23 protein-coding genes and 1 tRNA gene are annotated in these 23,190 nt (G+C 69.6%); 18 read left to right on the forward strand and 6 right to left on the reverse strand.

The genetic code is table 11. The features are described from left to right. Nucleotides 1-9 precede the first annotated feature (9 nt). From DO944_RS02690 to serA, 3 genes are all read left to right on the forward strand, one after another. A complete protein-coding gene (locus DO944_RS02690; protein WP_112615111.1) occupies nt 10-477 on the forward strand; it encodes a hypothetical protein in 468 nt (155 codons plus the stop codon). Beyond that, nucleotides 477-806 (forward strand): hypothetical protein, encoded by a 330-nt coding sequence (locus DO944_RS02695; RefSeq protein WP_112615113.1) that lies wholly within the window; start codon nt 477-479, stop codon nt 804-806. The genes DO944_RS02690 and DO944_RS02695 overlap by 1 nt, the downstream gene beginning before the upstream one ends. A 130-nt stretch (nt 807-936) precedes the next feature. Continuing rightward, complete coding sequence (serA, locus tag DO944_RS02700) at nt 937-2,541, forward strand: phosphoglycerate dehydrogenase (RefSeq protein WP_112614400.1); 1,605 nt, start codon at nt 937-939, stop codon at nt 2,539-2,541. 43 nt (nt 2,542-2,584) lie between these two features. Here the strand turns inward: serA and DO944_RS02705 are convergent, their stop codons facing one another. Further along, nucleotides 2,585-3,130, reverse strand: a complete 546-nt coding sequence (locus DO944_RS02705) for a TetR/AcrR family transcriptional regulator (protein ID WP_181574124.1) — start codon at nt 3,128-3,130, stop codon at nt 2,585-2,587. 63 nt (nt 3,131-3,193) lie between these two features. Here DO944_RS02705 and DO944_RS02710 point away from each other — a divergent pair, with 63 nt between their 5' ends. The 6 genes from DO944_RS02710 (at nt 3,194) to DO944_RS15620 (ending at nt 9,273) form a co-directional block, all read left to right on the forward strand. Beyond that, entirely contained in the window at nt 3,194-4,741 is a 1,548-nt protein-coding gene (locus DO944_RS02710) for an MFS transporter (protein WP_112614402.1), read from the forward strand. 38 nt (nt 4,742-4,779) lie between these two features. Further along, complete coding sequence (locus tag DO944_RS02715) at nt 4,780-5,832, forward strand: 3-isopropylmalate dehydrogenase (protein WP_112614404.1); 1,053 nt, start codon at nt 4,780-4,782, stop codon at nt 5,830-5,832. Nucleotides 5,833-5,880: 48 nt separating this feature from the next. Then, the gene (locus DO944_RS02720; RefSeq protein WP_112614406.1) at nt 5,881-6,987 is read left to right on the forward strand and encodes a branched-chain amino acid aminotransferase; all 1,107 of its coding nucleotides are present in this window, start codon (nt 5,881-5,883) and stop codon (nt 6,985-6,987) included. A 1-nt stretch (nt 6,988) separates the two neighbouring features. Then, a complete protein-coding gene (locus DO944_RS02725) occupies nt 6,989-7,753 on the forward strand; it encodes a fumarylacetoacetate hydrolase family protein (RefSeq protein WP_112614408.1) in 765 nt (254 codons plus the stop codon). Further along, the gene (locus DO944_RS02730) at nt 7,746-9,035 is read left to right on the forward strand and encodes an MFS transporter (RefSeq protein WP_112614410.1); all 1,290 of its coding nucleotides are present in this window, start codon (nt 7,746-7,748) and stop codon (nt 9,033-9,035) included. Before DO944_RS02725 ends, DO944_RS02730 begins: the two co-directional genes overlap by 8 nt. A 61-nt stretch (nt 9,036-9,096) precedes the next feature. Next, the gene (locus DO944_RS15620) at nt 9,097-9,273 is read left to right on the forward strand and encodes a hypothetical protein (RefSeq protein ID WP_181574125.1); all 177 of its coding nucleotides are present in this window, start codon (nt 9,097-9,099) and stop codon (nt 9,271-9,273) included. A gap of 26 nt (nt 9,274-9,299) precedes the next feature. Here the strand turns inward: DO944_RS15620 and DO944_RS02735 are convergent, their stop codons facing one another. Next, complete coding sequence (locus tag DO944_RS02735; RefSeq protein ID WP_112614412.1) at nt 9,300-10,349, reverse strand: aminotransferase class V-fold PLP-dependent enzyme; 1,050 nt, start codon at nt 10,347-10,349, stop codon at nt 9,300-9,302. Between the two features lie 80 nt (nt 10,350-10,429). Here DO944_RS02735 and DO944_RS02740 point away from each other — a divergent pair, with 80 nt between their 5' ends. The 3 genes from DO944_RS02740 (at nt 10,430) to DO944_RS02750 (ending at nt 13,066) form a co-directional block, all read left to right on the forward strand. Next, nucleotides 10,430-11,386, forward strand: coding sequence for a LysR family transcriptional regulator (locus tag DO944_RS02740; protein WP_112614414.1), 957 nt, complete (start codon nt 10,430-10,432; stop codon nt 11,384-11,386). 10 nt (nt 11,387-11,396) lie between these two features. Next, entirely contained in the window at nt 11,397-12,911 is a 1,515-nt protein-coding gene (gltX, locus tag DO944_RS02745; protein ID WP_112614416.1) for a glutamate--tRNA ligase, read from the forward strand. Between the two features lie 83 nt (nt 12,912-12,994). Beyond that, nucleotides 12,995-13,066, forward strand: a tRNA-Gln gene (locus DO944_RS02750). A gap of 59 nt (nt 13,067-13,125) precedes the next feature. Here DO944_RS02750 and DO944_RS02755 read toward each other — a convergent pair. Next, the gene (locus DO944_RS02755; protein ID WP_181574126.1) at nt 13,126-14,373 is read right to left on the reverse strand and encodes an MFS transporter; all 1,248 of its coding nucleotides are present in this window, start codon (nt 14,371-14,373) and stop codon (nt 13,126-13,128) included. Nucleotides 14,374-14,518: 145 nt separating this feature from the next. On the opposite strand from DO944_RS02755, the gene DO944_RS02760 reads away from it, so the two are divergent. Genes DO944_RS02760 through DO944_RS02770 form a run of 3 tightly spaced genes read left to right on the forward strand, consistent with a single transcriptional unit; the run spans nt 14,519 to nt 16,420 of the window. Beyond that, nucleotides 14,519-14,770 (forward strand): hypothetical protein, encoded by a 252-nt coding sequence (locus DO944_RS02760; protein WP_112614420.1) that lies wholly within the window; start codon nt 14,519-14,521, stop codon nt 14,768-14,770. Nucleotides 14,771-14,793: 23 nt separating this feature from the next. Then, complete coding sequence (locus DO944_RS02765) at nt 14,794-15,342, forward strand: TetR/AcrR family transcriptional regulator (RefSeq protein WP_112614422.1); 549 nt, start codon at nt 14,794-14,796, stop codon at nt 15,340-15,342. A gap of 25 nt (nt 15,343-15,367) precedes the next feature. Continuing rightward, complete coding sequence (locus tag DO944_RS02770; RefSeq protein WP_112614424.1) at nt 15,368-16,420, forward strand: 2,3-butanediol dehydrogenase; 1,053 nt, start codon at nt 15,368-15,370, stop codon at nt 16,418-16,420. A 90-nt stretch (nt 16,421-16,510) separates the two neighbouring features. Here the strand turns inward: DO944_RS02770 and DO944_RS02775 are convergent, their stop codons facing one another. The 3 genes from DO944_RS02775 to DO944_RS02785 all read right to left on the reverse strand — a co-directional run bounded on the left by DO944_RS02775 (nt 16,511) and on the right by DO944_RS02785 (nt 20,422). Next, nucleotides 16,511-16,723: a hypothetical protein gene (locus tag DO944_RS02775; protein WP_112614426.1), complete on the reverse strand. Its 213-nt coding sequence runs from the start codon at nt 16,721-16,723 to the stop codon at nt 16,511-16,513. Next, complete coding sequence (locus DO944_RS02780; RefSeq protein WP_112614428.1) at nt 16,717-18,198, reverse strand: SDR family NAD(P)-dependent oxidoreductase; 1,482 nt, start codon at nt 18,196-18,198, stop codon at nt 16,717-16,719. The genes DO944_RS02775 and DO944_RS02780 overlap by 7 nt, the downstream gene beginning before the upstream one ends. Before the next feature lie 211 nt (nt 18,199-18,409). Further along, nucleotides 18,410-20,422: a DUF262 domain-containing protein gene (locus DO944_RS02785; RefSeq protein ID WP_112614430.1), complete on the reverse strand. Its 2,013-nt coding sequence runs from the start codon at nt 20,420-20,422 to the stop codon at nt 18,410-18,412. A gap of 126 nt (nt 20,423-20,548) precedes the next feature. Between DO944_RS02785 and DO944_RS02790 the strand changes: the two genes are divergently transcribed. The 3 genes from DO944_RS02790 (at nt 20,549) to DO944_RS02800 (ending at nt 23,190) form a co-directional block, all read left to right on the forward strand. Next, on the forward strand, nt 20,549-21,322 hold the full coding sequence (locus DO944_RS02790) for a hypothetical protein (protein WP_023951035.1): 774 nt from the start codon (nt 20,549-20,551) through the stop codon (nt 21,320-21,322). A 144-nt stretch (nt 21,323-21,466) separates the two neighbouring features. Beyond that, nucleotides 21,467-22,243 carry a DeoR/GlpR family DNA-binding transcription regulator gene (locus tag DO944_RS02795; protein WP_112614432.1) on the forward strand — a complete coding sequence of 259 codons (777 nt, stop codon included), beginning with the start codon at nt 21,467-21,469 and terminating at the stop codon, nt 22,241-22,243. Then, nucleotides 22,240-23,190 carry a 1-phosphofructokinase family hexose kinase gene (locus DO944_RS02800; RefSeq protein ID WP_112615117.1) on the forward strand — a complete coding sequence of 317 codons (951 nt, stop codon included), beginning with the start codon at nt 22,240-22,242 and terminating at the stop codon, nt 23,188-23,190. Before DO944_RS02795 ends, DO944_RS02800 begins: the two co-directional genes overlap by 4 nt.

Below are 23,190 nucleotides of genomic sequence, written 5' to 3' on the forward strand. Positions count from 1 at the left end.
TCTGAGCAGGTGACGAGCCGCGATGACGACGCCCTGAGCTGGGCGGGGGACGACGATCCGACACTCGTGTCCGCGGCCACGGGTCAGCCCACGCCGGAGGCGTCCGGCCCTAGGGAGAACGATTCCACGGAGACGGTGTCCGACCTGCCTGACGAGTCGGCGGAGCACCCCTCGTCCGAGGGCCTGAGCAGCGCTGCTCTCATCTCGCTCGGTGTGCTCGGCGGAATCTACCTGCTGTACTCGGTCGGCTGGTTCGTCGGCGGCATGCGCGTCCACAACCTGAGCGGACTGCTCGGGATCGAGACGGCCGTCACCATCCCGGTGCTCGTGCTCGCCGTCGCCGCGCCGGCGATCTGGTTCACGGCCGCCTACGTCCTCACTCGGAGTTCGCGCGCGTGGGTTCGATTCGCCTGGCTCGGCGCGGGAGCGCTGCTTCTCGTTCCGTGGCCCTTCGCGACGCTCGGGGCGGTGAGCTGATGGTGTCGAACGAAGCGCAGCCGTTACGGAAGGCGCCCCCGGTCTGGCGGGTGGCGACTGTCGCGGGCGCGTTCGGTCTGTTCTACGCGTATGCGGTCTGGGCGGCGGTCCCGCTCCTCTTCGCGCCCTCTCCGGCACGCACCGCTGTCGGGTGGGTGGCCGTCGTCGCCGCGGTCGTGATGCCGATCGTGATCTTCGCCGGGGCTTTCGCGCTCGGTTGGCGCCGGCCGTCCTGGGCGTTCGCGCTCATTCTGCTGGGCGGCCTCGGGCTTGCATCCGTGTTCTTCCTCAACGTCATCTCGTTCGCGCTCACCTCCGGTGCGGTCTGACCCGGCGGAACGTCACACGGTCCTGGGTGTCGCCGACGCCGCGCTAGGCTGAGACGACCCGCCGCACCGCCGTCGGCTGTCGTGGCGACCACCCGTTCCGCGCTTCTGCGCATGCTCCAGAGGATCGTCCGTGCCCCAGCCCGTCGTGCTCATCGCCGAAGAACTCTCGCCCGCCACGATCGATGCCCTCGGTCCTGATTTCGAGATCCGATCCGTCGACGGCGCCGACCGTGCCGCGCTGCTGCCGGCTCTCGCCGACGCGCATGCTGTGCTGATCCGATCGGCGACCAAGATGGATGCCGAGGCGATCGCTGCCGCGCCCTCGCTGAAGGTCATCGCTCGCGCGGGCGTCGGACTCGACAACGTCGACATCAAGGCCGCAACTGCTGCCGGTGTGATGGTGGTCAACGCTCCGACATCCAACATCATCTCCGCGGCCGAGCTCACCGTCGGCCACATCCTCAGCCTTGCGCGCCACATTCCCGCGGCTCACGCGTCGCTCGCGACCGGTGCGTGGAAGCGCTCGTCCTTCACCGGAACCGAGCTGTTCGAGAAGACCGTGGGCATCATCGGCCTCGGCCGTATCGGTGCGCTGATCGCTGCGCGACTGCAGGCATTCGACGTCAACGTCGTGGCATACGACCCCTACGTCACTCCCACCCGTGCACAGCAGCTCGGCGTGACGCTGTTGAGCCTCGACGACCTGCTCGCGCAGAGCGATTTCGTCACGATCCACATGCCCAAGACGCCTGAGACGACCGGCATGATCGGCGCCGAGCAGTTCGCGCGCATGAAGAAGTCCGCCTACGTCGTCAACGTCGCTCGCGGCGGCCTGATCGACGAGGAGGCCCTCTACACCGCTCTCACGACCGGCGAGATCGCCGGGGCGGGGCTCGACGTGTTCACGAGCGAGCCGCCGAAGGAGGACGGCACGGCGTACCCGCTGCTCTCTCTGCCGAACGTCGTCGTCACGCCGCACCTCGGCGCGTCGACCGATGAGGCTCAGGAGAAGGCGGGCGTCTCGGTCGCGAAGTCGGTCAAGCTCGCTCTCGAGGGCGACCTCGTGCCCGATGCCGTCAACGTCGCCGGGGGTGTCATCGACCCCTTCGTCCGCCCCGGCATCGCGCTCGTCGAGCAGCTCGGCCAGATCTTCACGGGTCTTGCGCCCAGCGCACTGACGAGCCTCGACATCGAGGTCCGCGGCGAGCTGGCCGCCTACGACGTGAGCGTGTACCGTCTCGCCGCACTGAAGGGCATCTTCACCAATATCGTCAGCGAGAACGTCTCGTACGTGAACGCACCGCTCTTCGCCGAGCAGCGCGGCATCGAGACTCGTCTCATCGTCGAGGCCGACAGCCCGCTCTACCGCAACATCACCATTCTCCGGGGCACCCTCTCCGACGGGTCGGTCCTGACGGTCGAGGGCACTCTCGCCGGAACGCGGATGGTTCCGAAGGTGGTCGGTATCAACGGTTACGAGGTCGAGGTGCCGATCGAGCGTCACCACGTCGTCATGCGCTACGCCGACCGGCCCGGCATCGTCGCGATCTACGGCCAGAAGCTGGGGGAGGCGGGCATCAACATCGCCGGTCTGCAGGTCGCGCGGCCGGACGCCTCGGGCCGCGCGCTCTCGGTACTCACGGTCGATTCGCCGGTGCCCGACCACCTTCTCGACGAGATGCGCGAGGCCGTGGCCGCAGACCTGTTCCGCCAGATCGAGCTGACCGAGGTCTGAGTGCTCGATTCGATGCCCGGGGCGAATTCGTCCCGGGCATCGGTCATGGTCGAGCGACGCTGAGCACCAGCCGGATGAGTGCGTCGAAGTCTTCGCCCTGGGGGAGGGGACCCACGACAGCGCCCGCCCCCAGCGCGTTGTTGAAGTAGAGGCCGTCGCCGACCAGAAGCACGAGCTGCAGCGCCGTCTCGTCGCGCGTGTGCTCGCGGAGCGCCTCTTCCCACAGGGTGCGGACGTCGCGCAGCGCGGCGCTCGCAGCGGGGTGACCGCTCTGAGCCAGACGGGAACCGGCCAAGAGCGCGCGATCGAGCGCGCTGTCCTCCATCACCGAAGTGCGGAGATAGGCCGCGACGATCCCCTCGGGATGCTGCGCCATGTCGTCGACGTCGAGACGCGCGAGCTCCATCATCCGCTCCAGGAGGGCCGTCTCGAGCGCCTCCTTCGAGGCGTAGTGGTACAGCAGTCCTCCCTTCGAGACCCCGGCTGCGGCGGCGACGGCGTCCATCGTGGCGCCCCGGGCTCCGTCGGAGATCAGCAGATTCTCGTACGCGTCGAGCACGCTCTCGCGTGCGCGTGGGGGACGACTCATGTCCTCAATCCTCTCGCGTCTCGGCGTTCGGTCCTGTTACTATACCGGCTGGACGGTGAACTAATGACGTTGACAGAAGAGATCGCAATCGCAGACGGCCAGGGCCGACGGGTCGGCTGGCGGGGGTGGGCCGCGCTCGGCGTGCTGATGCTGCCGGTGCTGCTCGTATCGGTGGATAACACGGTGCTGAGCTTCGCGCTGCCCGAGATCGCACGAGCCCTGAGCCCCACCAGCGCGCAACAGCTCTGGATCATCGACGTGTATCCGCTCATCCTCGCGGGACTCCTCGTGACGATGGGGTCGCTCGGCGATCGCTTCGGTCGGCGCCGGATGCTGCTGGTCGGCGCGACCGGGTTCGCAACGGTCTCCGCCCTGGCGGCTTTCGCGCCCAACGCCGAGATGCTGATCGCGGCGAGGGCGGCGATGGGCGTGTTCGGCGCCATGCTGATGCCGTCGACGCTGTCGCTGCTGCGAAGCATCTTCACCGACCGGGACCAGCGCCGGCTCGCCATCGCGGTCTGGGCCTCGATGTTCTCGGCGGGCGCCGCGCTCGGTCCGATCGTCGGCGGCGTGCTGCTCGAGCACTTCAGCTGGGGGTCGGTGTTCCTCATGGCGGTACCGGTACTCGTGCCGCTGCTCCTGCTCGCGCCCTTCCTCGTTCCCGAGAGCCGCGATCCGCGGCCGGGGCGCATCGATCCGATCAGCATCGCCCTGTCGATGCTGACGATGGTGCCGATCGTCTACGCCATCAAGGACTTCGCGGTGAAGGGGTGGGGCATCACCCCGCCGGTGCTGTTCGCGCTCGGACTGGTGTTCGGCTGGCTGTTCGTGCGGCGCCAGCTTCGCGTGAACGAGCCGATGCTCGATATGCGGCTGTTCTCCCGCGGCACCTTCAGCGGTGCGCTGCTGGTCAACCTCCTGAGCGTCGTGGCCCTCGTCGGGTTCCTGTACTTCGTGACGCAGCATCTGCAGCTGATCGTCGGTCTCTCGCCGCTGCAGGCCGGGCTGGCCCTGGTTCCGGGGCTCGTCATGATGATCGTCGCCGGGTTGGGAGTCGTGCCCATCTCGCGCCGGGTCTCACCGCGGATCGTCGTGCCCGCGGCTCTCGCGCTGTCGGCCGCCGGGTACGTCATGATCGCGCTCCTGACCGACGCCGAGAGCATGATCGAGCTCGTGCTCGCGTTCGCCCTGCTGGGTATGGGCATCGGCGCGGCGGAGACGGTGTCGAACGAACTCGTGCTCGCGAGCGCCCCGCCGGCGAAGGCAGGAGCGGCCAGTGCAGTGTCCGAGACTGCGTACGAGGTGGGCGCCGTGCTGGGAACAGCCGTGCTCGGCGGCATCCTCACGGCGATGTATCGCGTCGGCATGACGGTCCCGCAAGGGGTGCCAGCCGAGGCCGCCGATGCAGCGCGCGAGACTCTCGCGGGAGCCGTCAACGTCGCGCAGGGTCTGCCCGAGCCGATCGGACGTCAGCTGATGGATGCAGCCGCGCACGCGTTCGACTCCGGCGTCGGCGTGACCGCGGCCATCGGCGCTGTGCTCGTCGTCTGCGCGGGCATCATCGCGGCCACTACGCTGAAGGGATCCCACTCGCGGCCCGCCGAGCATTGAGCGCTCGGCGCGCCGCTTCGCCGAGAACGAGGAGAGCGATGTCGCGCGTCGTGAAGCTGGCCGTGATTCCGGGCGACGGAATCGGTCCCGAGGTCGTCGCCGAGGCCGAGAAGGTGCTCGACGCGGCGGTGGCGGGAACGGATGTCGTCATCGACAAGACGCGGTTCTCGCTCGGTGCGGCGCGTTACCTCGAGACCGGTGACACGCTCACGGACGACGACCTGGCGGCCATCGCTGGGCACGACGCGATCCTCCTCGGCGCGGTCGGGGGAGTGCCCGGCGACCCGCGGCTGCGCGACGCGAACATCGAGCGGGGACTCCTGCTCAAGCTTCGCTTCGAGCTCGACCACTACGTCAACCTCCGGCCGTCGAAGCTGTATCCGAGCGTTCCGGGTCCACTCGCCGACCCCGGGGAGATCGACTTCGTCGTGGTCCGCGAGGGCACCGAGGGGCCGTACGTCGGCAACGGCGGCAGCATCCGCCGCGGCACCCCGCACGAGGTCGCGAACGAGACCTCGGTGAACACCGCTTTCGGTGTCGAGCGTGTCGTGCGCTACGCGTTCGATCTGGCTGAGCGCCGGCGGCAGAAGCTGACGCTGGTGCACAAGACGAACGTCCTCGTGCACGCGGGCGGGATCTGGAAGCGCATCGTGGACGAGGTGGCGGCTGAGCACCCCGACGTCGCCGTAGACTATCTCCACGTCGACGCGGCGACGATCTTCCTGGTCACGAACCCGGGCCGTTTCGATGTGATCGTCACCGACAACCTCTTCGGCGACATCCTGACCGACTTGGCCGGCGCCGTCACCGGAGGCATCGGCCTCGCCGCATCGGGGAACATCAACCCCGACGGCGCGTTCCCTTCGATGTTCGAGCCCGTCCACGGATCGGCGCCCGACATCGCGGGCCAGCAGAAGGCCGATCCCACGGCCGCGATCCTCTCCGTCTCGTTGCTGCTCGATCACCTCGGGCTCACGGAGGCCGCTCGACGCGTGACACGCGCGGTCGAGGCTGACATCGCGGACCGCAGCTCGGACCCGCGCACCACGACACAGATCGGCGACGCGATCACGGCTCGACTCCAGGCGTAGCCTGGAAGCCGCCCGCCGCCCGCCGCCCGACATTCTCTGGGAAGACAGATGACGCTCCTCGAAAACGACCCCGACGCCGGACTCGAAGCCCTCGAGTTCGCCGTCACTCGAAACCTCACCGCAGCCTCGGCTGCCCGTCGCGAGGAGATCCTCGCGAATCCCGGGTTCGGCACGCACTTCACCGATCACATGGTGGACATCTGCTGGTCGGTCCGGGGCGGCTGGCACCGCCCGCGCGTCCAGCCGTACGGTCCGATCACCCTCGATCCGGCTGCGGCGGTGCTGCACTACGGCCAGGAGATCTTCGAGGGCATCAAGGCCTATCGTCACGCCGACGGCTCGGTCCATACCTTCCGACCCGACCAGAACGGTCGGCGGCTCCAGCGCTCCGCGCGCCGCCTCGCGCTGCCCGAGCTGCCGGTCGAATGGTTCATCCAGTCGCTCCGCGAGCTCATCGCCGTCGATGGGGATTGGGTGCCTTCCGGCGCCGATCAGTCGCTCTATCTGCGGCCGTTCATGTTCGCGAAGGAGGCGTTCCTCGGCGTGCGCCCCGCGAACAAGGTCGCGTACTACCTGATCGCGAGCCCGGCGGGTGCTTACTTCACCGGGGGTGTGAAGCCTGTCTCGATCTGGCTCAGCGAGGACTACGCCCGCGCGGGCAAGGGCGGCACGGGCGCCGCCAAGACCGGCGGCAACTACGCGTCGAGCCTGCTCCCGCAGGCCGAGGCGTACGAGAACGAGTGCGACCAGGTCGTCTTCCTCGATCAGGACCGCAACGTGGAGGAGCTCGGCGGCATGAACGTCGTGTTCGTCTACAAGGACGGCACGATCGTCACGCCGCAGTCCGACTCGATCCTCGAAGGGATCACCCGCGACTCGATCCTGCAGCTCGCGCGCGACCGCGGGCATAAGGTCGAGGGACGCGCCGTCTCGCTCGACGAGTGGCGCCAGGGCGTGGCATCCGGTGACATCGTCGAGGTCTTCGCCTGCGGTACCGCTGCCGTCGTGACGCCGATCGGGATTCTCAAGGGCCACGACTTCTTCGACGAGCAGCCGGTCGGCGAGCTCGCCCTGTCACTGCGCGAAGAGCTCACCGACATCCAGTACGGACGACGCGAAGACAAGCACGGCTGGCTCGTGCGATTGGACGGCTGAGATGAAGATCGTACGGTTCTCCCACAACGAGGCCATCCGCTACGGCATCCTCGACGGCACCGACCTGGTGACCCTGGCAGGCGACCCGATGTACGCGGGCTACGACACGACGGGCGAGCGCGTTGCGCTCAGTGACGCCGTGCTGCTGGCTCCCGTCATCCCGCGATCCAAGATCATCGCCGTCGGCCGGAACTACCGCGAGCACGCCGCGGAGTTCGGCAATGAGGTGCCCGCGGAACCCTTGCTGTTCTTCAAGCCGAACACCTCGGTGATCGGTCCCGGCGACGCCATCGTCCGCCCGACCCAGTCGCAGCAGGTGGACTTCGAGGGCGAGCTCGCCGTCGTCATCGGCAAGGTCACCCGCAACGTCTCCGCCGACGACGCGCTCAGCCATGTGTTCGGCTACTCGATCGCGAACGATGTCACGGCACGCGACCTGCAGCGCAGCGACGGCCAGTGGACGCGGGCCAAGGGCTTCGACACGTTCTGCCCGCTCGGGCCGGCCATCGAGACCGAGTTCGACCCGTCACAGGCCGAGCTCGTCGCCCGGGTGAACGGCGACGAGAAGCAGCGTGCACCGCTGACCGATATGGTTCACGGCATCGCCGATCTCATTGCCTATGCGTCCGCCGCGTTCACGCTGCTGCCGGGCGACGTCATCCTGACGGGGACTCCTGCGGGCGTCGGGCCACTCAGCGCGGGCGATGTCGTGGAGGTCGAGATCGACGGTCTCGGCATCCTGCGCAACATCGTCCGGGATGCCTGACGGGGAGAGCATCCCGGTTCCGACCACGGCCGCTGCGGTCGGCGCGCGTGACGCCGTCCGCCGGCGTTCCCTGGTCGTGCTCTCGCTCGGTCAGGTGCTCGGCGGCATCGGTTTCGGCTCGACGATCTCGCTCGGTGCGGTCATCACCGAGCGGCTCACGGGCGACGAAGCGCTCGCGGGTCTTCCGACCGCAGCGGTGACCCTCGGTGCCGCGCTGCTCGCGATGCCGTTGGCCTCCTTCGCGTCGCGATCGGGGCGCCGACCGGCACTGACACTCGGGATGCTGCTGGCGCTCGTCGGCGTGGTCCTCGTCGTCTTCGGCACAGCTTCCGGGCTGTTCCCCGTGCTGCTCATTGCCTTCGCGATGATCGGCGCCGGTCAGGCCGCCAACCTGCAGTCCCGGTTCGCCGCGACCGATCTCGCGACCGACCGCACACGCGGGCGCGACCTCTCGATCGTCGTGTGGGCGACCACCATCGGAGCTGTGCTGGGGCCGAACCTGATCGGTGCCGGCGAGGCGCTCGGCGACGCGGTGGGGATGCCTCCTCTGACCGGGCCGTACCTCTTCACGGCGGTCGCGCAGCTGCTGGCCATCGCCCTGTACCTCGTCGCTCTGCGGCCCGACCCGCTGTTGCTCGCGCGCACGTCGAGCGCCGAGGCACCCCAGGCGCCGGCGACGCGCCGGGCGCAGGCCGACCGACCCGGTGCCGCCCGTTACGCCGTGCTCGCGATCGCCGGATCGCACGGGGTCATGGTGTCGGTCATGGCGATGACGCCTCTGCATCTCGTCCACCACGGTGCGGAACTCTCGGTCGTCGGGCTCACCATCAGCCTGCACATCGCCGGCATGTATGCGCTGTCACCCCTCTTCGGCATCCTCGCCGACCGTCTCGGGCGCGTGGCGACGATCCTGCTCGGTCAGGCTCTGCTCGCCGCCTCGCTCGTCGTCGCCGCGATGGGAGCCGACTCGGCCCTCACTGTCACTGCCTCACTGATCCTGCTCGGGCTCGGCTGGAGCGGAGCCACCGTGGCGGGCTCGGCGCTGCTCACCGAGGCATCGTCGCCGGAGCGGCGGACCGCGCGTCAGGGACGCAGCGACGCGATCATGAACCTCGTCGGGGCCGCGGGTGCTGCCTCGGCCGGGGGAGTGCTGGGCGTCCTCGGCTACGCTGGCCTGTCGATGTGCGCTCTCGCCATCGTCGCGATCGTCGTCATCTGCGGACTTCTCGCGGGCCGCTCTACGCGTTCGCCCGACCGTTCGAACCACCCCGTCGGCACCTAGACCCTGGGCCGCTCAGCGGCAAGCATTTTGCTCCGGGGCGGAAGGCTGGCACCGTGGAGTCATGAGCCACCGCGCACAGTTGATCATCGCCCTCGTCTCGAGCGCGATCCTCTTCCTCTCGATCGCGCTGATGTTCGCGCTGGTGATCATCAGCTTCTTCACCGATGGCATCGACTTCGCGGGCGATCCCCACATCGCCGATGCGCTCGCGTCGACCGGCTGGGCACTGACGGCGTGACGCCGCCCACCGCCGTGCTCCGCTGATCAGCCGAGGAGGGCGGTCGCGGCCAGCTCGACGTCGGCCTCGTCGTTGAAGACGTGGAACGCGATGCGCGCATTGCCGCGACGACCGGATGCCGCCACCCCGGCGGACGTCAGCCGTGCGAGATCTGCGCCGGCGGGATCGGGCCACGTGACGATCGGGGTCGCCCGCAGAGGCTCGGGAAGTCCGAGCCGCTCGCGAAAGGCTGAGGCGAGACCGGTCACCCGCGCGTGAAGCGCGGTGGCGTCGGCATCCGCGAACATCGCCAGTGCTGGTTCGGCGCCGACCATCGCCTGCCACGCTGGCGACACATCGAAGCGCCGCGCCGAGCGCGCGAGTGACGCGTCGACGCCGTAGCACGCGGCCCACGGGTCCTCGCCGGCGTACCATCCGGCGTGGAGGGGTGCGAGCGTCGCTGCGAAGTCGTCGGCGAGCACGAGGAACGCCACGCCGCGAGGCGCGCACAGCCACTTGTACGTGTGGCAGACGAGGGCGTCGAACTGCCCGGCGTCGAGGGGGAGCCAGCCCGCGGCCTGTGTCGCGTCGCAGAGCGTGCGGGCTCGGGCCCGCTGCGCGGCCTCGGCGATCGCGGCCGCGTCGGCGACCTCTCCCGTGGCCGACTGCACGATCGAGAATGCGACCAGGTCGACATCCGGAGTGATCGCGTCGGCGAGGTCGGCGAGCGGGACGGCGCGGACTCGGATGCCGCGCCCGGCGTGCGCGAACGGGAGAACGAGCGAGGAGAACTCGCCCTCGGGGCACAGCACGGTCGCGCCATCGGGGAGGGAAGCCGCGATCATGCCGACCAGGACCGACGTCTGCGACCCGATGGCCACGTGCCCGGGGTCGGTCGACACCAATCGGGCGAAGTGGGCGCGGCAGCGCTCGGCCACGTCCGCGTAATGAACGAGATCGGGCCGGGCATCGAGGTCGGCGACGACCGCCGCCCGCGTCGCGACCGTCGGCAGGCCCGTGCTGCAGGCGGCGAGATAGCCCCGAGCCCCCGGGAACGCGGCGTGAAGCTCCTCCGGTGTGAGAGTCGTCGTCTGCATGCATCCAGGCTGCGCGATCGTGATCTATTGGTCTACGGCAGGATTTGCATACAAAGCATCACGCCTAGTTATCTATCCGGATGGATACCCCGGACTATCGTCTCGACGTCACCGAGTTGCGCGTCGTGCGGGCCGTCGCCGACGGTGGCTCCATCACAGCGGCGGCGACGGCCTTGGGCTACAGTCAGCCGGCCGTGAGCCAGCAGATCAAGCGGCTGGAACAGCGCCTCGGCGTGCCGGTCGTCGAGCGGGTCGGGCGACGGATGCGGCTCACCGAAGCAGGCCGCGTGATCGCCCGGCACGCGGCGGCGGTCGCGACGGTCATCGAGGCGGCCTCCGGTGAACTGGCCGAGCTCGCCGGATTGCGGTCGGGGACCGTGCGCATGGTCGGCTTCCCCTCCGCTTCGCCGACGGTGCTGCCGCGGCTGATGGACCGGCTCGCCCTCGCGGAGCCGGGGCTGACCCTGACATACGTCGAGGCGGAGCCGCCCGAGGCGATCGCCGATGTGCGCGCAGACCGGGCCGACATCGCTCTGACGTTCGGTTACCCGGGTGATCGGAGCGACCTGCACGGTGAGAACGTCCGAGGACTCGACACCGAGGTCATCGGGTACGACGACCTGCTGGCGGTGCTGCCGGCCGACCACCCTGCCGCCCGCGGGTCGGGGGCCATCGAGATCGCGCCACTTGCGCACGAGGCTTGGATCGCCGGATGCCCCCGCTGCCGTGGTCATCTGCTCGAGGTGTGCGGCCGAGCCGGGTTCGAGCCCGCGATCCGCTTCGAGACCGACAATTTCGTCGCGGTCGAGCAGCTCGTGGCTCAGGGAATCGGTGTCGCCACTCTTCCCGGGCTCGCGGTCGCGTCATTCCCTCTCCTCCCCGGTGTGGTGACGCGACCGCTTCCCGCGAGCGAACGCCGCGCCATCCACGCGGTCTCCGCGGGCGGAGCGGGCCGGGTTCCCGCGGTGGCATCGGTCCTCGGCCACCTGCGAGCCGTCGTCGCGGAGCTCACCGGCGGCGACGCTCACGAGAACTAAGCTGGAGGGGATGTCCACCGCACCGCACCCCGCCACCACTACCGCCGCCGGAACCGATGTCCGCGTGCGGTTCTGCCCGTCGCCGACCGGTCTGCCGCACGTCGGCCTCATCCGCACGGCCCTGTTCAACTGGGCCTACGCGCGCCACAACGGCGGCAAGATGGTCTTCCGCATCGAAGACACCGACGCCGCGCGCGACAGCGAGGAGAGCTACCAGCAGCTGCTCGAAGCGCTGCGGTGGCTCGAGATCGACTGGGATGAGGGCGTCGAGAAGGGCGGCCCGAACGCGCCGTACCGCCAGTCGCAGCGCCACGAGATCTACCGCCAGGTGCTCGACAAGCTCATCGCCGCCGGGGTCGTCTACGAGTCGTACTCGACCGCCGAGGAGATCGACGCCCGCAACGAGGCGAACGGCCGCGCGAAGCAGCTCGGCTACGACAACTTCGACCGTGACCTCACCGACGAGCAGAAGGCCGCCTTCCGTGCCGAGGGTCGCGAGCCCGCATGGCGCCTGCGCGTGCCCGACCACGACCTCACCTTCGTCGATCTCATCCGCGGCGAGGTGACCTTCCCCGCCGGGTCGTTCCCCGACTTCGTCATCGTTCGCGCCGGCGGCGTTCCGCTCTACACGTTCGTGAACCCCGTCGACGACGCGCTCATGGGCATCACCCACGTTCTGCGCGGCGAGGACCTCATGCCGTCGACGGCGCGTCAGCTCGCGCTGTACGCGGCGCTCATCGAGGCCGGGGTCACTGATTTCGTCCCGCGGTTCGGTCACATGCCGCTCGTCCTCGGCGAGACCGGCAACAAGAAGCTGTCGAAGCGCGACCCGAAGGCCGATCTCTTCCTGCAGCGCGAGAAGGGCTTCATTCACGAGGGGCTCCTGAACTACCTGTCGCTCCTCGGCTGGTCGATCGCGCCCGATCGCGACGTCTTCACGCGCGACGAGCTGATCGCCGCGTTCGACATCGCCGACGTGAACCCGAACCCGGCCCGCTTCGACCAGAAGAAGGCCGAGTCGATCAACGGCGACCACGTGCGGATGCTCGCGCCCGACGACTTCGCCGAGCGCCTCGTGCCCTACCTCGCCGGCGCCGGGCTGATCGAGAACCCTCCCACGGCGGCGCAGCGCGAGATCCTCGAGGCCGCGGCGCCCCTCGTCCAGGAGCGAATGCAGCTGCTCGGCGATGCACCGGGTCTGCTCGGCTTCCTGTTCCGCTCCGAGGTCGCCTACGACGACGATGCGCTCTCGGGTCTTCCGGCGAACGCGGGGGAGGTGCTCGTCGCGTCGGTCGGCGCCCTCGAGCTCGTTCCCGAGCAGGGCTTCACCGCAGCCGCGGTGCAGGATGCCCTCGCGCCCGCCCTCATCGAGGGGCTCGGGCTCAAGCCGCGTGTCGCCTACGGCCCGCTGCGCGTCGCCCTCAGCGGACGTCGCGTGTCGCCGCCGCTGTTCGAGTCGATGGAGCTGCTCGGCAAGGCCGAGACCATCCGCCGGCTCGACGCGCTCGTCCAGCGCGTCGGCTGACGCGCCCGGGCGGCGCTCGGTTAGGCCCCACCGCATCCGTCGGGTATAGTTGATCCTCGGTGCGACTGAGGTCAAACCGACCATGGGGTATGGTGTAATTGGCAACACGGCTGATTCTGGTTCAGTTGTTCTTGGTTCGAGTCCAGGTACCCCAGCTTCGAGAAAGGCCCCGCTTCGGCGGGGCTTTTCCGTTTCGTGTTCGATGCGGCGGCGGTCAGTGAGGCCGGGCAGACGGTGCCAGCCGCGGTGCCACGACCGCCGCCACGATCAGCGGTGCGGCCAAGAAGAGCCAGGCGGCAGCCGAGGCCCCCGGCATCGCGAGCAGGACGCCGACGATGAGGTTGCCGATGAGCACCGCGATGCCCCCGCAGGTGGCGAGCAGGCCGAAGAACGACCCTGTCGGACGATCCTCCGCGAAGCGGGGCGCCAGCGACAGGGCTGTCGGGTTGGTCGTCATGTGGCCCGCCACGACGAGGGATGCCGCGACGACGACGATCGTGACGCGTGCGGCATCCGCCACCGGCGTCAGCGCGCCGACCGCGACGACGGCGAAGCCGGCGGCGGACAGCAGGTAGCCGGTGCGAAGGGCGACCGGCGCGCCGACGCGCGCCGACCAGCGGGCGACGGGGATTTGCAGCGTCAGCGTCAGGACCGACACCCACGCGAACATCCCGGCCGTCGCGGTGGCCGGGTGGTCCGTGGTGGCGAGCTGCAACGGCAACGCGAGGTAGAGCTGGTTGTACGCCAGCAGATCGGCGGCGTGCGCGGCCGAGAAGCCGACGAAGCGCCGGTCACGCAACGACCACCAGCGTCTCGTCGGGCCCGCCGCGACCTTCGACGTGTGTTCGCGGCTCGCGGCGGGCAGCCAGAATGCGAGGAACAGTCCGATCAGAACGAAGAAGCCGGCCCCGCAGAGGGCGACCGTTTCGAAGCCCCAGCCGAGGAGAGCGGCACCGATGACGGGGCCGGTCACAGCTCCCAGCTCGCCGGTGATGCTGAGCCAGGCGAAAAGCGAGGCACGTGGTCCGGTTCCCGCGGCCGGTCGCCGGCGCTCGGCGTCCGCGAGGAGCACGTTGAGCCCCGGTGAGAACAACGCTCCGCCGAGGCCCGTGAGGGCGGTCCCGGCGACGAAGAGAGCGAGCTGGGGCGGTGCCAGCAGTAGGGATGCCGCGAGCGTCGTGAACCCGGCCACGCGAACGGCGCAGCCGAGGAGAATGACGCGGCGCGCGCCGATTCTGTCGGCGAGCACCCCGCCGACGAGGAACATTCCCTGCTGGGCGAACGTGCGGATCCCGAGAATCAGTCCGACGGTGGTGGCCGCGACGCCGAAGTCCTCGGTGAGGACGAGCGCGAGGAAGGGCACAACGGCGTAAAAGCCCGTGTTGAAGAGGAACTGCGTCGCCAGCAGCACCGGGGTGCGCGCGGCGCGCGGTGCTGCGGCACCGGGAGATGGTTCGGGCACGTCGGTCTCTCTCGGGCTTCGGATGGCGTCGGCGGACCGCGTCGGGGCCCGCGGAGGGGGTGGGTCGTGCAACGCACCGAAACGATCATCGCAAGACGACGGCCGTGCGGCCGCGAACGGCGTGCCGTGGAGTCACAATGGTCGTATGGGACTCTTCACGCAGCGACCCGAAGAACCGAGCGAATGGGCGGGTCTGCCCTCCGAGCCCGTTCGTCGGAAGTCGAACGCCGAGCTGCTGCCCGACGAGCCGCCGGCCGCCGACCCTGCGGGCGACCTGCTCGGCGGGGGCGGTATCGCGTCGATCTCGATTCCGCTGGCGGTTCCGACCGCGACGGAGGCTGAAAACGCCGACGCCGACGGCGAGCCGGAATCACGCAGCGAGCCGCCCACTGTCTGACAGGTGTCGGATAGGCTGATCACATGGACCCGCGGTCGATGCGCAGCCGAGAGGCACTGCGCCGGGCCGCGCTCGATCTGGCCGCTGTTCGTCCGCTTGCGGATCTGTCGGTCTCCGAGATCTGCCGCACGGCCGGCGTGACACGCGATACGTTCTACCGTCACGCGGATTCGCCCGTCGCGCTCGTCGCCGACGCGCTGAGCGTCGAGTTGGCGGAGGCTCTCTCCGACGTCGGCGAGCTCGACTCGCTCTCGACAGCCGAGGCGCTGCTGCTCTCGCACGTCAAGAAGCGAGCCGACGTGTACCGCGGGGCGCTGCATCCTTCGCTCGCCGCACCTATTCGTGGCGTGCTCGAGCGGGTCGTCGCCGGCGGCCTCGAGGAATGGCTCGCGCGGCATCCCGAGATCGAGCCGCCCGCGATGGACGACCAGCCGACGCGAGAGATCGCCGTCGCGTACGCGGCGGGCGGGACGGTCGCGGCGATCGAGGTCTGGCTGCGCTCCGGCGCGGACGACGCGGCGTGGGCGACGAGGGCGATCCTCGCCGCATCACCGGAATGGTGGCTGCGGTAACGCGGCCGAACGAGAGGAGATCACGATGAAGGCAGCAGTGTTCCACGCGAAGGAAGACCTCCGTGTGGAGAACGTCGACGAACCGACGGTGAACGCGGGCCAGGTGAAGCTGAAGAACGCTTTCGCGGGCATCTGCGGGTCGGATCTGCACGTCTACTACGCTCCGGAGGCCGCGGGCCTCACACTCGACGAGCCGCACCCCGTGACGGGCGCGCAGCTTCCGCAGATCCTCGGTCACGAGTTCGCGGGGACCGTCGTCGAGGTCGGCGAGGGCGTCGAGGGGGTCTCGGTCGGCGACCGCGCCGCGGTCTGGCCCGTTTACTACTGCGGCGAGTGCCCCGCGTGCGGGAAGGGAATGTTCAACGCCTGCCAGAAGATCGGCTTCCACGGCCTCAGCTCGCACGGCGGTGGCATGGCGGAATACACGACGGTTCCGGCGTCGATGCTGCACAAGCTCCCCGAGAACGTCGATCTGCGGATGGGTGCCCTCGTCGAGCCCATGGCCGTCGCGTGGCACGCGGTCGAGCGCTCCTTCGTGAAGGCGGGGCAGACCGCGATCGTCGCGGGTGCCGGTCCTATCGGCATCGGCGTCTGGTTCGCTCTCAAGGCTCGCGGTATCGAGAAGGTCCTCGTCTCAGAGCCGAGCGCCTCGCGGCGTGAGACGATCGCCGCGCTCGGTGCCACGGTCGTCGACCCCGTCTCGGGCGACCTCGCCGCCGCGGTGGCCGAGCTGACCGAAGGACGCGGTGCCGACGTCGCGTTCGACGCAGCAGGCGCCGGCCCCGCCATCACGTCGGGACTCGCGAGCCTGGTGCCCGGCGGCCGCCTCGTCGTCGTGGCGATCCACGAGCGCGCGATGGAGTTCTCGCCGACGCAGCTCGTGATGGCCGAGACCGAGATCGCCGGGGCGCTGGCGTACCTGCCGGCCGACTTCGACGCGGTCATCGACGCGATGTCGCGCGGCGTCTACGACACGACGGGATGGGTCGAGGAGGTCCCGATCGACGGTGTCGTCGGCGCCATCGAGAAGCTCCGTGGTGGGGCCGGGGCGAAGATCCTCGTGCGTTCCGACGCCTGACGCCTGACGCCCGACGCCTCGAAGCGAAAGCCCGCGAGTCCGAGTCATCGGTTCGCGGGCTTTCGTGTTCTTGCTGAGCAGGAGCGGAGGTCAGGTGCGGCGCGGCCGCGGCGCCGGCGGCGGCGGGACGGGTTTGGCCGCGACGATGTCCGAGCGACGGATACGTTCGACCCCGCGCTTGCCGTCCACCACGACCAGCTCGTCGTCCGCGCTCAGCAGCTCGCCGAGCGCATCCGTCGCCTGTCCCGTCGGCAGCAGGTAGCGGACGACGACACGGTTGCCGGGGGCGGGCAGCCTCACCATGCGCCGGGGGAGTAGTCCTTGAGGAAGACTCCGAACAGATCTTCGCCGGCCTCGCCACGGACGATCGGGTCGTAGACGCGCGCGGCGCCGTCGACGAGGTCGAGCGGGGCGTGGAAGCCTTCCTCGGCCAAACGGACCTTGGTCGGGTGGGGACGCTCGTCGGTGATCCATCCGGTGTCGACGCTCGTCATCAGGATGCCGTCGGTCTCGAACATCTCGCGCGCGCTCGTGCGCGTGAGCATGTTCACGGCGGCCTTGGCCATGTTCGTGTGCGGGTGGCCGGGGCCCTTGTAACCGCGGTTGAAGACGCCCTCCATCGCGCTGACGTTGACGACGTAGGTGCGGCGGGCCGGGCTCGCGGCCAACGAGGCGCGCAGCTTCGACACGAGCAGGAAGGGCGCGGTGGTGTTGGCGAGCTGCACCTCGAGCATCTCGAGCGGGTCGACGTCGCCGACGCGCTGCGTCCACGAGTTGACGCTGTCGAGGTCGGGGATGAGTCCGCCGGCGTCGATCGCCGTACCGGCGGCGAGGCGTTCGAGCGAGCTCGAGCCCGCGGCCATCGCCTGCTCGGTGAGCTCGTCTGCGCGCGAGGCTGCGGCGGCGAGGATCGGGTGAGCGTTCACCGAGCGCTCGAGAGCTCGGGGGTGCATGTCGTTGGTGTGGCCGAAGGTGACGAGCTCGGGCAGCGGCCCGTCCGGCAGCGGCGAGAGCTCGGCGTCGACGAGGGGCTGGTAGGCGCCGGGGGAGCGCCGCACTGTCTGCGTCGCGTTGTTGATGAGGATGTCGAGCGGACCGGCCGCGGCGACGTCATCCGCGAGTCCGACGACCTGGGCGGGATCGCGCAGGTCGATGCCGACGACCTTGAGCCGGTCGATCCACTCCGGCGAGTCGGGCAGGCTCGTGAACCGGCGAACCGCGTCGCGGGGGAAACGCGTCGTGATGGTGGTGTGCGCGCCATCGCGCAGCAGCCGCAGGGCGATGTACATCCCGATCTTGGCGCGCCCGCCGGTGAGCAGCGCTCGGCGACCCGTGAGGTCGGTGCGGGCGTCGCGCTTCGCGTGGCTGAGGGCCGCGCAGTCGGGGCAGAGCTGGTGGTAGAAGGCGTCGACGAGCGTGTACGGCTGCTTGCAGATGTAGCAGGCGCGCGCCTTGATGAGGGTGCCGGCGATCGGAGCGGTCGTCGACGACGAGATCGGGATGCCGCGGGTCTCGTCGTCGATGCGGTCGGGGGCGCCGGTCGCGGTGGCGTGCACCACGGCGCGGTCGGCGGAGGCGACCGCATCCCGGATCTCACGGCGCCGCACCTTCTTCGCCGCCTTGAACATCGCCGCCGTCGCGCGTCGCACCGAGACGTAGTCCGGGTGGGCGTGGTCGATGTCGGCGAGCTGCTCCAGAACGCGGAGCGTCGCGGCGAGGTCGGCCGGATCGATGCCGCTGGGCGCTACGGAAGCGGGGGAGATCGTGTCGGGAAGCACACGGAATTCTACGACACCCGGTCTGAACGACTCCGGAGGAGGGGACGACCCCGCCGGAGATGAGATCTCACGGCGGGGCCGTCAGTGAGCCCTGGGAGAAAGTGACCCGAACACCGTCTCTACCGAGCCGCTCACGTACAACAGTGAAGCTACGCGGTCGAGAACCGGATCGCGGGGTCGTTGACGCCGCGCTTCCGACTCTGCTACGCGATCAGCGCATCGCCTCGCCGATGTACGAGTACTTCAGGAAGACCTCCGACGCCCAGCCGGCCTCTTCGAGCACACCCTGAACGGCCGTGAGCATGTAGCGGGAGTCCCAGCCCATGTAGAGATAGCTGCCCTCGCCGAGCTCGTCCCACTGGCCGTTCCATGCCATCGCCGGGTACACCGGGCCGCCGCGACGAGCGCTGAAGTCGACGACGCTCTGACGGGAGTCCACCCAGAGGCGCTTGAAGACGCGGTTGAACAGGTACCGGACGTCGGGCACCTCCCAGTGCTCACCGCGGAACTCGACGTAGTCGAACTCGCGCTGCCAGCCACGCGGCCAGCCCCGTCGCAGCTTGGCATCCAGGATCGGCGTGAGGTTGTCGTCGTCGATCCCTGTCAGCGCGGGACGGCGCCAGACCTCGACGAAGCGCGCCGCGAGCTCCTCGGTACGCGCCCCGATGGCTGCGGTGTCCCAGCTCGGGCGCTTGGCCACGTCGCGCGACATCTGCACCGAGCTGCCCGCGAGGAGAGGACGCAGCTGCGGGAAGGTCGCGTCTAGCGCGCGCTCTGCGCGGTCCCGCTCGAGCAGCGTGAGGTTGCCGATCGTGTGCGCCAGGGCGCGGTGGCTGTTCTGCTCGTCCTCGCTGTACTCGGCGAAGCGTCGCGTGCCGTCTCCCGACCAGTCGTCGCCGGCGCCGGCGGGGAAGACCGGCGAAACGTCGAGGAGGTATGCGGGATCCACGTCGGCGAGGCGGCCGAGAACGTAGCGCGGGTGGGGGAGGTCGCTGTACTTGAGTCCGACGCGCACGCGCTCGTCCGAGGGCGTGATTCGCGCGATGGCGCGGGTCAGCGCGTCCGGCCCCTCGGCGTACGCACGGCACAGCCGTGCGACGAGTCGCTCGGTCGCGATGCCGACGACGACGCGGCGCAGAAGGAGTGACTGGATGTCTTCGAGACGGGCGATCAGCTCGTCGCGGGGCAGGATGCCGGCGCGCTGGTCGTGAACGAGCCGCATCGCGAGCGGGAACATCTGACGTCCCAGCACCGCGAGGTAGCCGAGCTGCCGGCCGACCTCGGGGTCGTCGCTCGTGGCCGGGTCGAGGAGCTCGCGGTAGATCTCCGAGAACGTCCGCCAGCTCGTCGCGTGCTCCCGCAGGCTGCCGATGTCGAGCCGGGGGAACTGCTGTCGGAAGACGTCGTAGACGCCGCGTCCACCGGTGATGAGCACCTCGCGCCCCGTGAGCATGACGAGGTAGTGGTTCCAGAATGACCCGATCGCGTCGCCGGTGTTCTGCTCGATCGGGAGCCAGTACTCCTGCTCGATCTCGTTCTGCTCGCCGTGCGTGAGCCCCATCAGCACGTAGTTGTGAATGAGCTCGTGGTCGCGCAGCGGCTCGCCCGTGGAGTTCAGGCTCTCGAAGATCTGCTGAGCGTTGGCCTGCGCCCCCAGAGTGATGGCGACGTGCTCGAGCTTCTGCAGGCCGCGCCACAGCGCGGCGGCCTCGCCGGGCCGGATCTGGCTGCGGAAGAACGCGTAGTTGTCGTCGAAGCGCGAGGCGCGCTGCTCGTCTTCGGGGGAGCGCCGGTCGAGGACGACGCTCTCGAAGACGTCGGCCCAGGCCCGGTGGGGACGGAGCTTGGTGCGCGTCGGGTCGTCGGCGCGGACGAGCACCGCCTCCAGCTCCCGCGCGAGGTCGGGATCGTCGTCGCGCAGCGTGTGGTGGAGTGCCGCGACGAGCAGCATCAGGGTCGTGATTCGCTGCTGACCATCGATGAGCACGAGCTGCGCGTCGTCGTCGGACGAGGTGCTCGCGGTGGAGAGGATCGATCCGATGAAGTGGGTATGAGTGTCGTCGGAGGCCGACACCGACCGGATGTCGCCGAGCAGCTGCTCGCACCCGCCGATGTCCCAGCGGTACTGCCGCTGATAGACCGGGACGACGATGGTGGTCTCGGATGCCGAGAGCCAGCCGATCGTGTTGACGGCGGTCGCTTCGACATTCGTGGCAGTGCTCATGTTCTCCGAAATCGCTCCTCGAAAACCCCGGACGAGTCTACCGGCGCGTTCAGGAGCCCTAGGTAGGCTGACCTAAGTCGGGCCTGTAAAAACTTCGCTTGTCCGACAGAAAGGTCATGATCCGTCATGGGTTACATCAAGTCCGCTGCCCTCGAGGAGACCGGCTACGTCGTCCTCGACCGCTACAACAAGGAGATCGATCCGAAGGAGTGGCTCGACGTCGAGTACGTCGACTGGAAGTCCTCCGGCGACACCCGTTTCGCTCCGCTGGCCTCGGCCAAGGGCGAGATCGAGTGCAACGGTTTCTGGAACCACAAGCCGCCGCGCACAGACAAGGACGGCGTGTGGATCGACTCGCAGACCGCGATCGCTCCGACGCTGACCGCGCGTGCGCAGGAGCCCGGCGCCAACGTCGGCCGCTGCCGCATCATCGAGCTGCAGCCGAACACGTACGCCGACTGCCTCTACAACCTGCACCAGGACGACAACAACCGCCTCAACCCCGACGGCACGGGCTGGGTCGTCCGCGGCTTCTTCAACCTGACGGATGACAAGACGAGCTACTTCGTGCTCCGTGAGAACCGCACCGACCCCAGCGAGGAGACCCGCATCGCGCTGCCCGCCGGTGCGCAGCTCATCGTCGACACCCAGCGCCTGTGGCACGCGGCAGCTCACTACGGTGACGAGCCGCGCTACTGCCTCATCACCTCGTGGGAGTCGGGCCCCGAGCTCGATGCCTACATCGCCAAGTACAACGGCGTGAACAAGGTGGAGAGCTACCCGGTCGACCAGGAGACCCTCGACGCCGGCCAGATCGAGCAGGAGCGCCGCATCGCCGCTCGTGCCGCCGCGCTCGCAGCACGCGGTCAGCAGGAGGTCATCGCGATGAGCGAGGCCTGAGCCTCGGACTCGCCTGAAGGGAGGTGTCGGCTGCGGCCGGCACCTCCCTTCTTCGTCCTTCGCGGTGGGACCAAATACCGTGTTGCTTTCTGTTGCTTTGCGTGTGAATGCGTTGTAACGTGTGGGCATCCGAAGGAGGATGTCGTGTACGCAATGGAGCGCCAGCAGCTCATCGAACGAATGCTCGCCGCCCACGGTCGCGTGGCCGTCGTCGACCTCGCTTCGCGTTTCGATGTCACGACCGAGACGGTCCGGCGCGACCTCGCGGCCCTGGAGGAGACCGGCGTTCTGCGCCGCGTTCACGGCGGCGCGGTGTCGGCGGAGCGCGTCAGCACCGCCGAGCCATCCGTCGCCGAACGCTCCCAGCGCCACTCGGCGGCCAAGGAGCGGATCGCCCGGCGCGCTCTGACAGCGCTCCCGGCCGGGACCGGATCGATCTACGTGGATGCCGGCACGACCACCGGCGCCTTCGCGGAAGCACTGATCGAGCGCAGCGCGCCGAACGGGCTCGAGGTCGTCACCCATTCGATGACGATCGCTCACTCGCTCGCCGGAGCGGCCGGGATCGGCCTGACTGCGATCGGCGGACGCGTCCGGGGCCTCACCGCGGCGGCCGTTGGATCGGATACCGTCGGCGCCATCACGCGGCTGCGGCCCGACGTCGCCTTCCTCGGCACGAACGGCATCGCCCGAGAGGCCGGACTCACGACGCCCGACCCCGACGAGGCCGCCGTGAAGCGCGCCATCGTCGCCGGAGCCCGGCGCGTGATCCTCCTCGTCGATGCCGACAAGTTCGACGCCGAACTGCTCGTGTCGTTCGCCGACCTCTCGGACCTCGACGTCGTCGTGACCGACCGGGAGCCGGATTCGGAGCTCGCCCGCGCCCTGCGCGAGGCCGACGTGGAGGTATGGATCGCATGATCGTGACCCTGACGGTGCACCCGTCGCTCGACCGGACCATCTCGATCGATGCGTCGTTGCGCGTCGGCGAGGTGCAGACGGCGTCCGCCGTCCGCGAGGATGCCGGCGGCAAGGGCATCAACGTCGCGCGCGTGCTGCACGCGTCGGGGGTCGACAGTCTCGCCGTGCTTCCCCTGGACCCCGCCGACCCGTTCGCTGCGGTGCTGGCGGACGGGGATGTCGACGTGCGCACGGTCGCGGTGCACGGCCGCACTCGCGCGAACATCGCGGTCACAGACCCGACCGGCGAGACGACGAAGATCAATCTCCCCGGTGTGGCTCTGAGCGCGGCCGACCTCGACGACGTGATCGATGTCGTCGCGCAGTGCGCGCGCGGCGCCCAGTGGCTCGTGCTCGCCGGCTCGCTCGCGCCCGGCCTGCCGGATGACGCCTACGTCCGCGTCATCCGCGCGGTCCGCGACCGGTTGGGGGAGGAAGCCCCACGGATCGCTGTCGACACGTCGGGAGCCGCGCTGCGCGCCGTCGTCGCGGACGGACGTCCCGACCTCATCAAGCCCAACGACGAGGAGCTCGCCGATCTCTTGGGCGCGCCGCTGCCGGCGGCCGACACCCTCGCCGACGCCGTCCACCTCGCGTCTCGCGAGCTGGTCCCCGCGGCGGTCGGCGCGGCGCTGGTCACCCTCGGTGGCGACGGTGCGGTCATCGTCTCCGACCGCGGCGCGTGGGCAGCGACTCCGCCCCCCACCCGCGTCCGCAGCACGGTCGGCGCCGGTGACAGTTCGCTCGCGGGCTTCCTCCTCGCCGACTCCCGCGGCGCGGACCCCGCAGCCGCGCTCGTCTCCGCCATCCGGTACGGTTCGGCCGCCGCGGCGCTCGAGGGAACGCAAGCCCCGAAACCGACCGATCTCCCCACCGCGGACATCCCCGTCCGCGCGCTCCATCACTGA

The sequence above is a fragment of the Microbacterium sp. SMR1 genome, assembly GCF_003289625.1.
In the GTDB taxonomy this organism is placed as follows: domain Bacteria; phylum Actinomycetota; class Actinomycetes; order Actinomycetales; family Microbacteriaceae; genus Microbacterium; species Microbacterium plantarum.

Coding starts and splice junctions, on each gene's coding strand:
- DO944_RS02695 (WP_112615113.1), top strand. CDS start 477: ATGGTGTCGAACGAAGCGCAGCCGTTACGGAAGGCGCCCCCGGTCTGG.
- DO944_RS02705 (WP_181574124.1), bottom strand. CDS start 3,130: ATGAGTCGTCCCCCACGCGCACGCGAGAGCGTGCTCGACGCGTACGAG.
- DO944_RS02710 (WP_112614402.1), top strand. CDS start 3,194: ATGACGTTGACAGAAGAGATCGCAATCGCAGACGGCCAGGGCCGACGG.
- DO944_RS02715 (WP_112614404.1), top strand. CDS start 4,780: ATGTCGCGCGTCGTGAAGCTGGCCGTGATTCCGGGCGACGGAATCGGT.
- DO944_RS02720 (WP_112614406.1), top strand. CDS start 5,881: ATGACGCTCCTCGAAAACGACCCCGACGCCGGACTCGAAGCCCTCGAG.
- DO944_RS02725 (WP_112614408.1), top strand. CDS start 6,989: ATGAAGATCGTACGGTTCTCCCACAACGAGGCCATCCGCTACGGCATC.
- DO944_RS02730 (WP_112614410.1), top strand. CDS start 7,746: ATGCCTGACGGGGAGAGCATCCCGGTTCCGACCACGGCCGCTGCGGTC.
- DO944_RS15620 (WP_181574125.1), top strand. CDS start 9,097: ATGAGCCACCGCGCACAGTTGATCATCGCCCTCGTCTCGAGCGCGATC.
- DO944_RS02735 (WP_112614412.1), bottom strand. CDS start 10,349: ATGCAGACGACGACTCTCACACCGGAGGAGCTTCACGCCGCGTTCCCG.
- DO944_RS02740 (WP_112614414.1), top strand. CDS start 10,430: ATGGATACCCCGGACTATCGTCTCGACGTCACCGAGTTGCGCGTCGTG.
- gltX (WP_112614416.1), top strand. CDS start 11,397: ATGTCCACCGCACCGCACCCCGCCACCACTACCGCCGCCGGAACCGAT.
- DO944_RS02760 (WP_112614420.1), top strand. CDS start 14,519: ATGGGACTCTTCACGCAGCGACCCGAAGAACCGAGCGAATGGGCGGGT.
- DO944_RS02765 (WP_112614422.1), top strand. CDS start 14,794: ATGGACCCGCGGTCGATGCGCAGCCGAGAGGCACTGCGCCGGGCCGCG.
- DO944_RS02770 (WP_112614424.1), top strand. CDS start 15,368: ATGAAGGCAGCAGTGTTCCACGCGAAGGAAGACCTCCGTGTGGAGAAC.
- DO944_RS02775 (WP_112614426.1), bottom strand. CDS start 16,723: ATGGTGAGGCTGCCCGCCCCCGGCAACCGTGTCGTCGTCCGCTACCTG.
- DO944_RS02785 (WP_112614430.1), bottom strand. CDS start 20,422: ATGAGCACTGCCACGAATGTCGAAGCGACCGCCGTCAACACGATCGGC.
- DO944_RS02790 (WP_023951035.1), top strand. CDS start 20,549: ATGGGTTACATCAAGTCCGCTGCCCTCGAGGAGACCGGCTACGTCGTC.
- DO944_RS02800 (WP_112615117.1), top strand. CDS start 22,240: ATGATCGTGACCCTGACGGTGCACCCGTCGCTCGACCGGACCATCTCG.